The 14,529-nt window shown below is 32.8% G+C and carries 10 protein-coding genes; 1 reads left to right on the top strand and 9 read right to left on the bottom strand.

The window, feature by feature from the left end; translation table 11 throughout:
- Nucleotides 1-40: 40 nt before the first annotated feature.
- From WCV66_RS12290 to galE, 8 genes are all read right to left on the bottom strand, one after another.
- The gene (locus tag WCV66_RS12290) at nt 41-1,840 is read right to left on the bottom strand and encodes an ABC transporter ATP-binding protein (protein WP_338789131.1); all 1,800 of its coding nucleotides are present in this window, start codon (nt 1,838-1,840) and stop codon (nt 41-43) included.
- 12 nt (nt 1,841-1,852) lie between these two features.
- The gene (locus tag WCV66_RS12285) at nt 1,853-3,040 is read right to left on the bottom strand and encodes a nucleotidyltransferase family protein (protein ID WP_338789130.1); all 1,188 of its coding nucleotides are present in this window, start codon (nt 3,038-3,040) and stop codon (nt 1,853-1,855) included.
- The gene (locus tag WCV66_RS12280) at nt 3,033-3,464 is read right to left on the bottom strand and encodes a lasso peptide biosynthesis B2 protein (RefSeq protein ID WP_338789129.1); all 432 of its coding nucleotides are present in this window, start codon (nt 3,462-3,464) and stop codon (nt 3,033-3,035) included. The genes WCV66_RS12285 and WCV66_RS12280 overlap by 8 nt, the downstream gene beginning before the upstream one ends.
- A 69-nt stretch (nt 3,465-3,533) precedes the next feature.
- On the bottom strand, nt 3,534-3,836 hold the full coding sequence (locus WCV66_RS12275; protein WP_338789127.1) for a lasso peptide biosynthesis PqqD family chaperone: 303 nt from the start codon (nt 3,834-3,836) through the stop codon (nt 3,534-3,536).
- A complete protein-coding gene (locus WCV66_RS12270) occupies nt 3,829-4,767 on the bottom strand; it encodes an aldolase (RefSeq protein WP_338789125.1) in 939 nt (312 codons plus the stop codon). Before WCV66_RS12270 ends, WCV66_RS12275 begins: the two co-directional genes overlap by 8 nt.
- Before the next feature lie 523 nt (nt 4,768-5,290).
- Nucleotides 5,291-5,434 (bottom strand): paeninodin family lasso peptide, encoded by a 144-nt coding sequence (locus WCV66_RS12265; protein WP_207978359.1) that lies wholly within the window; start codon nt 5,432-5,434, stop codon nt 5,291-5,293.
- Nucleotides 5,435-5,448: 14 nt separating this feature from the next.
- Nucleotides 5,449-7,386 (bottom strand): lasso peptide isopeptide bond-forming cyclase, encoded by a 1,938-nt coding sequence (locus WCV66_RS12260; protein WP_338789124.1) that lies wholly within the window; start codon nt 7,384-7,386, stop codon nt 5,449-5,451.
- A 562-nt stretch (nt 7,387-7,948) separates the two neighbouring features.
- Entirely contained in the window at nt 7,949-9,001 is a 1,053-nt protein-coding gene (gene galE / locus WCV66_RS12255) for a UDP-glucose 4-epimerase GalE (RefSeq protein ID WP_338789122.1), read from the bottom strand.
- 566 nt (nt 9,002-9,567) lie between these two features.
- Here galE and WCV66_RS12250 point away from each other — a divergent pair.
- Nucleotides 9,568-12,954 (top strand): chitobiase/beta-hexosaminidase C-terminal domain-containing protein, encoded by a 3,387-nt coding sequence (locus tag WCV66_RS12250; protein WP_338789121.1) that lies wholly within the window; start codon nt 9,568-9,570, stop codon nt 12,952-12,954.
- A gap of 442 nt (nt 12,955-13,396) precedes the next feature.
- On the opposite strand, the gene WCV66_RS12245 is transcribed toward WCV66_RS12250, so the two are convergent.
- Complete coding sequence (locus tag WCV66_RS12245; RefSeq protein ID WP_338789120.1) at nt 13,397-14,458, bottom strand: glycosyltransferase family 2 protein; 1,062 nt, start codon at nt 14,456-14,458, stop codon at nt 13,397-13,399.
- Nucleotides 14,459-14,529: the final 71 nt, after the last annotated feature.

Below are 14,529 nucleotides of genomic sequence, written 5' to 3'. Positions count from 1 at the left end.
AAGCTCGAACAGAAAACACTCACCTATTTTATAGTGAGTGTTATAAACTTGCTTCCATTTGATTACTTAATAAATGGCCAAACACACTTCTTTTATCTTTTGCAAGCTGGCCAAATTCTCCTTTTTGAATAATTGAACCCTGATCCAATACAACTACTTGATCTGCATTTCGTATCGTTGATAAGCGGTGTGCAATAACTACAATTGTCATTCTTCCCTTTAGCCTATCTATCGCTTGTTGGATTTTTGCTTCATTTTCTGTGTCTAATGCACTTGTGGCTTCATCAAGCACAAGTATTGAAGGGTTACGCAAAATTGCTCGTGCCAGAACAATTCGCTGCCTTTCTCCTCCAGAAAGTCGGATTCCTCTATCTCCAATAAGAGTATCTAGACCTTGTGGGAGGTTTCTGACAAACTCAGCGGCAGATGAAAAGTCCAAAGCTTCCCATATTTGTTCTTCAGTTGTATCTGGTACAACTAATTTCAGATTCTCCCTTATACTAGCGTTAAAGAGAAAAGGATCTTGTGGAACATAACTAATTGCCCTACGCAAAGAGAATAGATTTTCATTTGTTAAAGGTACTCCATCAAGTAATACTTGCCCTTTTTCCGGTTGGTTTAGACCCATTAATAAATCAATTAAGGTGCTTTTTCCGGCCCCAGATCGACCAACAAAGGCGGTCATTTTATTAGCAGGTATCACGATATTAATATCCTCTAGAGCATATGAGGCTGAACCATTTTGATGATAACGGAAGAACACATTTCTGCATTCAATTTCCTGAGTAATTTGAATTTGCTTTAACTCATGATTTTCTTTAAGAGTAAATTCTTTTGCACTTTTACATTCGTCTTGCAAAGCCTTTACAGCTTTAAATGAAGGGAGTGTTGTGGCAATTTGCTCCAGCGAACTTTGGATACCAGCAACTCTCGGCCATAATCTTGAAAAAATGATGATGATTAGCATCAATTGACCAGCTTGAGCATTGAACATATTTACGGCAATAAAAATAAACGTAGCAATTAATACTGCCGAAGCAATTTTATAGTACATTTGTGAAGTAGTTTTCATCTTGGTATATTCAATTTGTTCATCCTGCATTCCTTTGGTGATCGTACGAAACCAATCCATTCTTGACTTTTCTAAAGTATTACTCTTTATATCTTTAATTCCGTTAATTTGATCGGTTACACCTGCAAGATAATCTTTTCCTAATGTATAATTTCTCTTCCCCAGCGCAAGAGATCTTTTTAGAAATTTACGATTAAAAAAAATAAGAACTGAACCACATAGCAAAACGAAAATCGTTATATTCGGCGAAAGAAAAAGGGCAAAACCAATTTGAATGAATGTAAAAATAAGTGAAGACATAAATTGCAAAAATGAGTGTGTCCCTCCACTCGAGCGAGCAATTTCTGTTGTTAATAAATTAGTAAGATCCGATTTTCGATGTTTTATGAAAAAATTCCAATTTGCATGTAACAAAGATTCATACGTTTCCACTTGTAAGTGACGGAAAAAGCCATTTTGAATTTTTGTATTTTGAATTGTTATATGGCGTTGTAATAAATTTTGTCCAATAACTATTAAAACAAAAATTGCTAGAATGACAGGTAAACCTAATGTACTTGGAATGTCTTGCAAAAATGTAAACATTTCAGAAATTGGTATCTCACCCGCATCTAGCTTCACAATCCCACTCATACTAATCATAGGAATTAATAATAAAATGCCAATGCCATCTAACAAACTAATAAACATCATTGCTAGTAAATTTATGTAAAGGATTTTCCCTGCATACGAGTGGATCTGCTTTAAAAAGTAAATTACATGAGTCAAGATTAGTTCCCCCTAGGGTAATGCATGCTTCCTCGTCCTCCTCCAAGCCCAAATAAAAAGACGTAAAGGGAAGTATAAAAAGTGCAACTGTTTTGGCAATGGCAAAGCCTCTGCATCCTCAGGATATGGATGTAAAAAACTTAAAACAAACAATAGCTTTTGTCTGGCAGACATTAATGAAATTAAATGACGTGTATGATACCGAGATACATCTTCAGGAATGGGATCTGTATGTAAATTAACCATTCGTTCAAGATAAAATATCGCCTCTTGTGCCAAACCCCAAGAACGCTTATTTTCTAATAAAGGCTTCAAAGCATTAGATATCTTTGAATTTAAAAGCTCTGTAGTTAAAACTAGAGCCTGTGCCCCTACATTGTGAAAATGATAGGTTTTTAATAACTTGTTCGTCGTTCCCCAATCAATGTCTTGTTCTGTCAATTGGTGAATATCTAACAACCAACGAAGTCTTGACCAACCATGACGTGCACCATGTGAAACGAGGAATAAGAATAGGTCTTCTTTCCCAAGCAAATAAACGGGATAGGTTGTGAGTTTACTTCTCCTTTTTCGCTTCCACAATTCTTCGAAACTAGGTTCAGCGCCTGGACCTGGATTTAATCTCCAATGAATCTCAAGTTTCATTCGTTTTTGAGGATGGAAATATGTAACATGATGATGTCTCCATTTCCAATCATTCAGCACCGTTTTAATATAATCATCTTTTTCATAACCTAGTTTTACTAAGATTGCTTCTGCATTCTCAATTTCTTCAATTGGAATCAGAAAATCCAAATCACTAGATGTGCGCAGAGAAATATCACCATATAAGTCATGAGCAATCACAGGTCCCTTTAAGAAAAGTAGACGTATTTTATCCTCAGTGAAAATTTTACTTATTTGCTCCATTTCTGCACTTAATTGCAGCATGTTGAATGTATTGCGTTTATAATCTAATGATAGTTTTTGAATAACAAATGAAGGAATTAGATTTTCACTGATTCCTTTAAATGTAGAATGCAGCACAGGATACACACGGTGATGTTTTGCTTGCTCTATAAATAGATTCCAATCAATGTCAGCAAATAGCTCTGATTTATTTGCTTCAATAAATTCATGATTGTTTCTCTTAAGTAGCTCAAGGATTAACCTTAATTCCCTAGGTACATTTGCTAGATCAAGATTGAATTGATTAACCATTGCTTGTTCCTCCAATTTTCTTAGCAAATTTCCCTACTACAGTAAACTTCTCCATACCTTCAGATCCTGTTATATAATAAGGACCACTACGCAACCAAGCATGTGCTAATAATTCACCTGACTCATCTCTGGCCGTTCCTAAATAAAGGGTGCTTTCAATTTGACGTTTTTCTAACATTTTCATTGCCGCAAATGCTTTAACAAGACATTGACTTTCCCAAAAGGTATATCGACTCATAATATGAATAGCTTGAGAGACACTAGATAAAACCTTTTTATTCGAATCAGATGGATCAAAAGTCGTTTCTTCCATGTGCTGACCTAAAGTAGGAGCCACTTTTGAAAAAGGGATACTTTTAAGATATCGACCTAGCCCTAAATAGAAAAAAGATTCGACTAGAAGTATCTTAGTTTTCAAATCCATTGATATAAAAATCCTTAGCTTATTCAAGATCTCACTATCCCTTTCTAGAAAAAATAAACTAGCAATCTATCATGTTGTTGCTTCTTCTACCATAATCAAATTTTCATCATTTAATAATTTTAAAAATGACATGACCTGTTCTTCACATTCACTTTGATTCACATCATATTGTGTAGTTAAAGTATTAACCAAATGATTGATTGAAGTTGGTTTTTTAATTAGATCCCATATATCTCCACCTATGTCACCTAAATTGTAATACTTGCCATTTTGAATATTTAACATTACCTTTTCCCCATCCATATCACTTACTATATTACCTTCTTCTTGGCTAACGATATGAGTTAATGAAATTCGTTGAGTTTTATCCATATACTTTTTCCTCCTTATTTAATGTTTTTAAAATTAATTCTGTTAAATCATATGCAGTAAATCGACTTGTCGGACGACGCAAATGGTATATATCAATATGCTCACACATTTTTGCAGTTGTATTAAAATGCCATTCCATTAAGCCTGAAGGTTCAATGAAGAAATTTCGGTATGTATTACAAAATAATATGTGTAATCGATTTAAGTTTTCAACAGGATTGAATTCTATCTCATCATTATTTGTTTTGACTAATTCTATGACACCTGCAAGTGGCAATGGTCTAGAAGCAAATTGGTTTATTACTGGAATCGCAAATTTGGTTTCTCTATTGAAGATTGGTCGAAATTGATTAGATTCCATTGCAAATTGATTTAAGCTTTCTAACCATAATTTTTGTTGTGGATAAGCAGGTGTTACTATTGGGATACCTTTTTTATTAATAGTTACCGGTATGACATCATCACTAATGAGTTGATACCCTAACTTTAGGAATGCAGAAGCAAGTGTTGATTTGCCTGCACCTGAATCTCCTACAATAGCATAAGCTTTACCGTTTATTTCTATTGCACTACCGTGTAATGGGAGGATTTTTCTTTGCATTAATATTGCTCCCATACAGGTCCCCAGTAGATAAAGCCGAATTTGATCTTCGTTTGCATTGTTGTAAGGGGAAAAAGTAATCTTTTCTCCATTTTCAACCAGATATATTGCTACATTAGGTACATCGAACAGACAATAGTTTTCTCTTACTACAAAATATCTCTTTGGATCTCCTAATAAAGACCACTGTTCAGTAAGATCAGATTTTTCAACCAAAATATCTGGATCAAAACTTATGCTTTGCTCTTTTTCTAATTCTGGTAATAATATACTGCTTAAAACCTTTAAGCCAAACGCTTTATAAACAATTTTATTTTTACAAGTAATCATCTAGCAATTTTCCCCTTTAATATATTTTCATTTAACTATTCTTTATAGATAAAGCAGTAATTTATCTAGTATACGAATCAGGTATCAATGTCCACACCCACTAAATTGCTTGATGCAACTATCCTTAAACTTTTTCATGTGTATGATCCCTTTCTTTCTAATTTCTTTTAACTAAGATTTGTTCGTCCTAAAATCATTTTTGGGAAACATAAATAAACCTGAGCTATATTAATTTTTGATTGAAATTACGAAGAAATTAACATGGTGGAGGTCCTGTATACTTTATTGTAATTATTGACTGACTTCTAATATGTTCTTGAATTGATATTTACTGTTGGTATCTACTTGAAACTTTAATTAACCACATTCAGATGACTTTATATTCAATATCTTAGGAAGCACCTCTTCACATTGGTGGAAATTATGTAGTATTTCTCATTACCAAATGAAGAGGTGCCTTAATGTTTATTTTTTATAAGAAAAAAATTTAATTGTTAAATGATTAAAGCTATTACTTTTTTACTTAAGATCCATGATGTACTCCGGTTTGACCTTCTTCTCCAAGAGCTGCATTATAGCCTTCATCATATTTACCCCAATTTGCACTTGCCATTGTTTGATCAATATTTAGTACTTCTAATACTGGATTTTTCCATTCCTTTTTCATGTTATCACCTCCTTTCAAGTATGATTTTTAATAAATCGATTAATTATTAAACTTCGCATTAATATTTGATATTCTGGATCAAATGCAAATTCATTGCTTGGTCCTTTTTTTACTTTTGAAATGGCTGATTTAAGGATAGGCATATTTAAGACTTCTGCCAGCAATGAATCTCTACTTATTCCTTCTAGTTCTGATATAAAGGAATCCCAATAAGGCATCATTCGATGGACACAATCTGCACCTTGAACTCCTCGAATTCCTTGATTTAGACGTACCTTATCTGGAAGAAGCCCTTCAGTTGATCTCCTGATTAACGCTCTATCTAACCCATTTTGTACGTATTGTCCTTCTGGAATAGATAAACAAAAACGAATTACCCTTAGATCATTTGTTGGATCACGCTTCCATAATCCGAAATTCAAAGATAGCTTAGCTCCTAACGTACCAGTTGTGTTCCAAGGAAAAACTTCTTTAAAATGAGATCTCCTAGCTTCGAAAAGATTACTTGATTGAGAACTTGATATATTCATTCCATGTTCTTGTAGCTTTTCTAAAACTAAGGTCTTCTTTGCTAATTCAGGATTTATTAACACCGGAAACTCATCCTGGTTATATAATGAGTTTGTTTGATTTATTGATGGGAATGCTATTTTCGCAATCACCGGTAGTAAGCGTAATCTGCTGCCACCAACATTTTTACTATATTTATTTAATTCATTGATAAGCCGAATCCATTTTATTTTTTTCAATAAAATAGAATAATAGTGCATCGCTGGTCCCCATGAAATACTTAGGTTTCCTCTACCACCATTCAGTAAAATCCCTATTCCATGCTGATGTGCAGTCTCAAAAATACCTTTAATCCAGTTGGAATTAGCAAAGAACTTGTAAGGCATTTCCATTGTTTTAAGCCAATCATCGACTTCATTTAAAGGGTTAATTCCATCAAAATCCAAATAGAAATCCTTAATATTACCTACATGCTTCACTGTAGATTGTATGAACGGTCTCTCATCTGCAAGTAAGTACTTAGGCGTCCAATCTTCAAAATCCCTGGGTGGTACATAGCTATATGTATGTAATGTTTTATTCTCACTTAGTAAAGTTCTGGCAGCAAAGCTTACTACTGAACCGGAATCTAATCCCCCACTCAAATGAGCTCCTACATTACGATTAGTCCTTAGGCGGGAGTCTACTGCAGTTTTAAATACATCACGAAAGGCTTCTACATATTCTTGATCTGATTTTAGAACTATCCTCTCCTCAGGGGTTATTGCCCAGTATCTAGATAGCTTCACTTTCCCATTTGTTATTTTAATAGCATGAGAGGGAGGGAGTTGTTCTATTTGTTTATATACCGTAATAGAGGTATCAACAGTATCATTCATCCCTGGTATTGCTAAAAACTCGGCCATCCATTGTTCATTTAATGTTTTCTCAATATATGGCAAGGATAGTAAAGGCTGTATTGTTGTACAAAAAGCAATTTGATGATTATTCTTGCAATAATAGAGAGTTCGACTACCTGAGAAGTCCCTGGCACCAAAAAGATGTTGATTTCCTTCATCCCATATAAAAAATACGAAATCACCGACCAAATACTTTGGTGAGTCTTCTCCCCATTTTTGATAAGACATCAATATTAACTCACTATCTGTTATTGATTTTCTTTTATTAATAGAAACTTGTAACCTTTCAAACAATTCATCTCGATTATCAATAATTGCATCTGCTGTTATTGCTATTTTTCTTTCTTCATCATAAAAAGGCAACTTTTCCCCAACTGATTCAGGTGTAATCCATTGGACGTGACATCCTAGAAAAACCGCTTCTTTTTGCCATGTTTGTACATCATCGGCAGGAAATTTTTCAAGTGATTTCATGATATTTCTGCTATGTTCATATAAAACAGGTTCCTGATTAAAGTTAAATATACCAGCTATTGCACTCATTTTTTTCCTCCCGAAATGTCCGTTCAAACATTTATTACAGTTGATTTCTATAAATATTCATACCCCTTTTTTGTTCTAGAAGGTTATTAATTGTTGAAAAATTAATTGTATGATCTACAACGAATGCCTTCTCTTCTTTAAGATCATATCCACAATAAGGGCATTGCCAGTGGTCCTTTTTTGTACTACTATATGAATGATTTAGACACCGCGTACAAATTTTTCTGAACACTTTGTTAACCCCGCTTAATACTTTAATTACGATTAAAATATACAGATTTATGAGATTTCTATAACCTAAGTAATTAGAGATATTTTATAACCGTACACATTTAGTTTTTATGTAATATAAAATAATAACTAGTTATTCTCAATAAAGAACAACAGAACATATTTGAACTTAAATTCAGCAAAGTAACCCTATATACAGAACAATACTATAACTTTATAAAGAACACAATAGTAAACTTGTATAAATCAAATCCCTTTATATTTTAAGTAAAGCAATAATAACATTAGTTTTAAGTATATCTACACTCCACAATTAAAAATAAAAAAAAAATTACATTAAAGTTAATTTTAAATTTCGATCAAGAATTTTCTCTTTTTCATAACCATTTGGATTATTTAGTTGCCAACGCCAAGAATCCTTACACATATCATCAAGCCCTTTTTTTGCGCTCCAATTTAATTCGCTATTCGCTTTCGATGCATTTGCATAGCTAATACCTATATCGCCTGGTCTTCGATCAATGATTTCATATGGAATCTCACGTCCTGATGCTTTTTCAAACGCTTTTATCATTTCTATTACACTATATCCATTTCCAGTACCTAGGTTATAAGCATTTATTCCTTGTGATTCCATTACTCGTTCCAGAGCTTTTATATGTCCTACTGCTAAATCAACAATATGAATATAATCCCTGATTCCTGTCCCATCGTTTGTTTGATAATCATTTCCATAAACATTCAAGTATGGAAGTTTCCCAACAGCGACTTGACTAATATATGGTACAAGATTATTCGGAATTCCATTAGGGTCCTCCCCAATCATTCCACTAGAATGAGCTCCAACCGGATTAAAATATCGCAGTAATGCAATACTCCAATTATTTTTCGCAACATAAACGTCACTTAAAATTTCTTCTATCATTAACTTTGTTCGCCCATAGGGATTTGTAGCCCCTACTGGTAATTCCTCGTGAAGAGGTACACATTGTTGCATACCATAAACAGTTGCAGAAGAACTAAACACCATTTTATGCACACCGAACATTTCCATTACTTCACATAATATCAACGTTCCTGTAATGTTGTTATGGTAATAATGTAAAGGAATAGATACAGACTCTCCTACTGCCTTTAGTCCAGCAAAATGGATAACAGCATCGATCTTGTTTTCTTTAAAGATTGTTATTAAATCATCTTTGCTAAGTAGATCACATTGATAAAATTTAAAGTCTTTACCTGTAATTTCCTTTACTCGGTTTATTGCTTCTAATTTACTGTTCGAGAGATTATCTAATACGATAATCTCGTAATCAGCATTAAGTAGTTCTACACATGTGTGTGATCCAATGTATCCTGCGCCACCTGTAACAAGAATTGGCATGAATATTACCTCCTGATATAAAAGACAGTAGATTTTATATAAAAGTGAGTTTATTCTTAATAAAGAACAAAATAACATAAATTTTCATTTCTACAATAGATATAAGATTTTAATATTAGTAGTTTTATTCTTATAATCTTGAGTTTAAGTCAAAAATTTTTAATTAAAACTTATTTAGGTTCTTTATAAAGAACATACTTTAATAATACAATTATTTTTATTACACTTCAACAAATAAATATCTATTTATACAAATAAAAAATCTTGACAAATTGAATATTAAAATTATAAATAATGCTTTCTTCCAAGCTGCAATCTTTTAAACTTATAAATTCAGACAACCTTTAATGGCCAATTTGATGAATTTTATCGGGCATTTTTTTCATTTTTTAATATGTCCAACCCTACGTTTTCTACAAACATATGATGTATAGTATAAAAGAAGGATATTTATTCACTTAAAGACAATAAAAATATTAAATTTTTCTAATTTTAAGAAAGGAAGTGTTTTACACGGTGTACCCAAAGGTAAACATAAAATGGAGTTCAATGAGGAAGGTGGAAAAATGGTTCTAGTAATAATGGATTATTTTGAAGGTACTTCTAATATTACAAAGACGTATCAAAATGATATGATGGGCTTTAAAATTACAAATGACCATAATTCTACTGACCTTACTTTTAAAATCCATGGCATCACGATTTCTGTTAAACCAAAGGAAACCTTCAATGGAAATTTCACACCATTTAGATCAATTACTATTAACACCTCTGTCCCTTATCGAGCTATTGTGTCAGCACCCTTTAATGGCACTAATCCCGACACCATGCCTCCAGAAGCAGTGACTGATTTATCCGCTAGCAACGTTACACCTACCTCTTTAACTTTATCATGGACAGCCTCCCCTTCTAGTGACATAGCAGATTATGATATTTATCAAAATGGCGCTTTTCTATTATCATTGAATAGTACGAGTATGGAGGTGACAGATTTAACTCCGTTAACAGAGTATACATTTCGTGTTGTAGCTAGAGATACAGCTGGGAATGAATCAAGCGGAACCGATGTAATTATTACTACTGCAGATGAAGATACGACCCCTCCAACATTAACAATAACCTCCGGCGGAACCTTTACTGATACCCAAACTGTCACCATATCAACAGATGAAACCGCAACGATCTATTATACTATAGATGGAAATGATCCCACTACCTCAAGCCTAGTCTATTCAGCACCTTTAACCTTAACTGAAACTACTAGTATAAAGGCCTTTGCAAAAGATACAGCTGGAAACGAAAGTAATATTCAATCAGTGACCTATACGAAAATCGGGATTATTAATGATGGGCTAATCTTACACTATGACTTTACCAATAATGCCGGATCAACCTCGAATACAATTACCGATAAAGTGAACAATGTTAAAGCCACTTTGGTTGGAGTTGCTCATGATGGCGCAACTGATGGGTATGTGGGTAATAAAGGATTATTATTGCAAGTACAAGATTATGTACAGGTTCCTACAAATACAAGTCCATTAAATCAATTAATCGATTTAAATGGTGGTTTAACGATTCAAATGATTAGTTATGATACGAATGGCTCTCACTGGAGAACAGAGGATGGAAAGTTTACTTCCGCTAATGCTGGTTCGTTCACAAAATACAAAAAAACTGATAACAGTGAAGGAACTAGAAGTATAGATTCCTTTTGGTTTACCGATAGCTCTGGATACAAGCAAAGTTACCAAGAGTGGATAAATCCGGTCGGATCTAATGCAGTTAATGTATTTACACTACGAATAAATGAAAATAACACAGGGAGCATTTTTATTAATGATGCTATTAACACAAATGGACGTATTCCAGTTCCACAAGACTTTGTATCCTATAATAATTCTATGGCAGTATCACCACTTCAATTAAGACGAAATTTTGTAGGACATAACACGGCTCCTGAAACATTAGTTGCTTTTGTCATTTACAATCGTGAACTTACAGACAATGAGGTAAGAAACAATTATCACTTTTTTCGAAATAAAGAGTCGCTAGAAGGAATCTCGGTGAATCCATCTAATGTGCAATTAAATCCCGGGGAAAGTCAACTTCTTTTCGTTCAAGGGTTACCAGATCGATATACAGAGCTATTAAGCATCACATTTCAAAGTGGCAATGAGGGATATGTAACAGTAGATAATAATGGAATACTAACTGGGGTATCTGACGGGGAGACAAATGTTTCAGTTACTGCTACTTATGATGACCAAATCTTCACAGAATACGTAATTGTAAAGGTAGGGGGACGGGTTGTTTCTCCCCCTTCTTCAACAAGAACCATAGTAGGGATGTCAATTAATCGAAAAACTCATACTCTTAATGTTGGAGAAAATTTCGTTGTCATGGCTACGGCTTTATCCAGTGAGCTTCTATATGATGTTTTTCATGATAATATTGTCCATTGGGAAAGCTCTGATCCTAGTGTAGCCAATGTACAATATGGAGTAGTTGAGGGCGTTTCCCCAGGAACTGCGACACTTACTGCTTATGATGCAACAAGAACCTATTCTGAGAGTTTCGATATAACCATTGTTAATAAGATTGAACCTCCTTTGACAGAAGCAGAAATCTATTATGTTGATGTAAATAAATATTCTATGAAATTAGATAATACAGATTCTACTAATACAACAAATGGCATTCAAAATGCTTTAGATCACGCCGCTACTAATGGTTATAAGAAAATTGTTTTCCCACAAGGCACATATTTAATAAGTCCTGCCGTAAGAACTATTTATCCACCACCTAATATAATTATTGATTTTAGAAATTCTATTCTCAATATTGAACCTAGCGTATTAACTGCTACTGGCTACAAAATGTTCTATTTTACTAATGTAGTTAACACAAAATTAATAAGAGCACATGTATATGGAGAACGAGATTTAACAACGATTCAAAATTCCGTGGAAGGTTGTATAAGCGTTCTAATTGATGATTGTAAGAACACGGGATTAGAATTCTGTACTTTTAGTAAATCACCAGGGTTTAATGTGATTACTGGAACGCTCAGAAATAGAAATATGGGGAAAACCACTCAAAGTATTTCTGTTAGTAGATTTAATTTTGAACCAGGAAATCTAGACGTAAATGGAAATATTGATAATAGTAAGACCACTAATTATTACAGATACAATCAATACATGGATGTTTCAGGCTTAGGAGAATACTATTTGCTAGGATATACTCAAGGTTATCATGGATATCCTTACTTAAGATCAAGATTATATTCTATTCATTTTTATGACCAAAACTTTAACCATATCGACTCACAAATGTATAATTTACAGTACTATAATTATTCGAAACCTCCCAATTCTAAATACGCCAAAATTGTCATTTACCAAGAAGCTTCCCCATTATCAGGAGATAATGACTTTAATGGTGCTGTTGCTTTTATAAGAACAATGGGCATGCCAAGAAACTGTTTCATCAAAAATTGTACTTTTAAAGATAACTTTAGTACAGGTCTTGCTATGTGTGGTGGTCAAGGCTGGATTATTGAAGATAATACATTTTCTAATAATGGCGGACGAATGCCAGGCTGTGACATCGACTGGGAAGATGGATGGGAGCACATGGTTGGGGATGTTTTAAAAAACAATTCCTTTAACTCTAGATTGGGTGTCATTTTGAGCGCAGGTGGCAGTTTAGCTGTATTCAATAATACTTTTAATCAGTCAACGATGACAGTATGGAGCAGAACTCAGAACTTCAGAATATGCAATAATGTATTTAATGGAAAAGGTTCTTTAATTAATGACTTCAAAGCACAAGGTGATTCTGTATTAGCAAGAAATATTTTTACTAATGCTGCGACTTACTCTACAGGTATTCTTCATACTGGTGCTGATTATAAAGTTCATGATATTTCTAATACGATTATTCAATAGATATAAAATAAGTAATGCTAAAGTGGTGTTTCATCAGTAAAACGCCATTTAAGCATTACTTCTTAAATACGAATATTTGAGTCAGCTGACTAACCTTAAACAAGTAATTAGAAGGGTAGGTAGGTTCCAATTTTGAAACCCTTTCTCTATTTGTTGATGATATTTTAGACTAGTCATCAGACAGCTCCTTTGGTGAATTGCTTGGGTGAGAGCTTTCACTTTAACTAAAAGATGGCGTTCTGTCTTTTTTTATTTGATTAATGTATGGTATTTATAGGAAGTAAATTTACTCATAACGAGTCTTATTAAGGATGCCCATTTTTAGTATCCATTTACAAAAAAGTAAAAAAGACAAGAGTTTGAAAAATCAACTAACAACACCCCAACTCTATTCCAAAAAATTCAAATTATTGAATCCCGATATTAATTTTGTCCTGTGGCTCTAAATAATTCCAATTTTTGAAATAGCATTCATTAGTATTTTTTTAGGTTTTCTTTTCTTACTCCATGTATAACCAATATTATAAAAATATTCTACATCTTTATTTTCTATTGCTTCCAAATATTCTTTTGTAAAATATTTAATTACACCTTCATTAGATAGACATTCAATAATACATTCATTAGTAAGATATTCACTTATAGTTTCTTTAATTATTATATTATTTAAATTACTATTAAATAAATTATACATTGAACTCCTAAGCATATTTAAAAGCATTATGGAAATGCCGTTATATTCTCTTTTTCTAGTTTCTGAATAGTAATTTTCAATAACTTCTTTTTGTATCATATATCCATTTACTACATCTGGAAAAAAATAAGGCATATACTTACTTGTAAATCCTCCTAACCGATAATAGTAGAGTGGATCGATAATGATTTTTAAACTATTTATTTTTAGAAGCATGTCAAGGTTATAAAATAGATCATCACCTAAGAATTGTATCGTGTTCAAATACTTTCCACTACTTAAGAGCACTTCTTTTTTATAAAGTTTGCCACATAAACTAGGTGGAAATGGATGTCCATGTAAATAAGCAGTAGCAATATCCTTTTTTATCTCCTCTTTTTCATATACTTTATCTTCTTTAAAATACCAACTTTCATTCTTATCTTTTATTAATGCACCTTTTCCTAATACCCGATACATATTACAAACGACTATATCCACATTATGGTTTACTATTTCTTTATACATTTTTTGTATCATCTGTATATTAATCCAGTCATCAGCATCAACAAACATAATAAACTTAGAAGTTGCTGCCTCAATTCCTTTTCTTCTTGTTACGATACTTCCTTCATTTTTTTTATCAATTACAATAATTCTTTTATCTTGTTTTTCATATTTATTGCATATATCCAAACTATTATCAATAGATCCATCATTTACTAAAATTAATTCAAAATCCTTAAATGTTTGGTTAAGAATTGATTTTATACATTTTTCAAGATATTTTTCTGCATTATAAATTGGGACCACTACGCTAACTTTACTCACTATATTGATCCTCCGCTCCTCTTAAAAATGTTCCGTTTTATTTTAAGTGTTCATAATTGATAATTTCACTA

It is taken from the genome of Metabacillus rhizosphaerae, assembly GCF_037201795.1.
Classification (GTDB): Bacteria; Bacillota; Bacilli; order Bacillales; family Bacillaceae; genus Metabacillus; species Metabacillus rhizosphaerae.
This window is presented reverse-complemented; position numbering and strand designations above follow the sequence as displayed.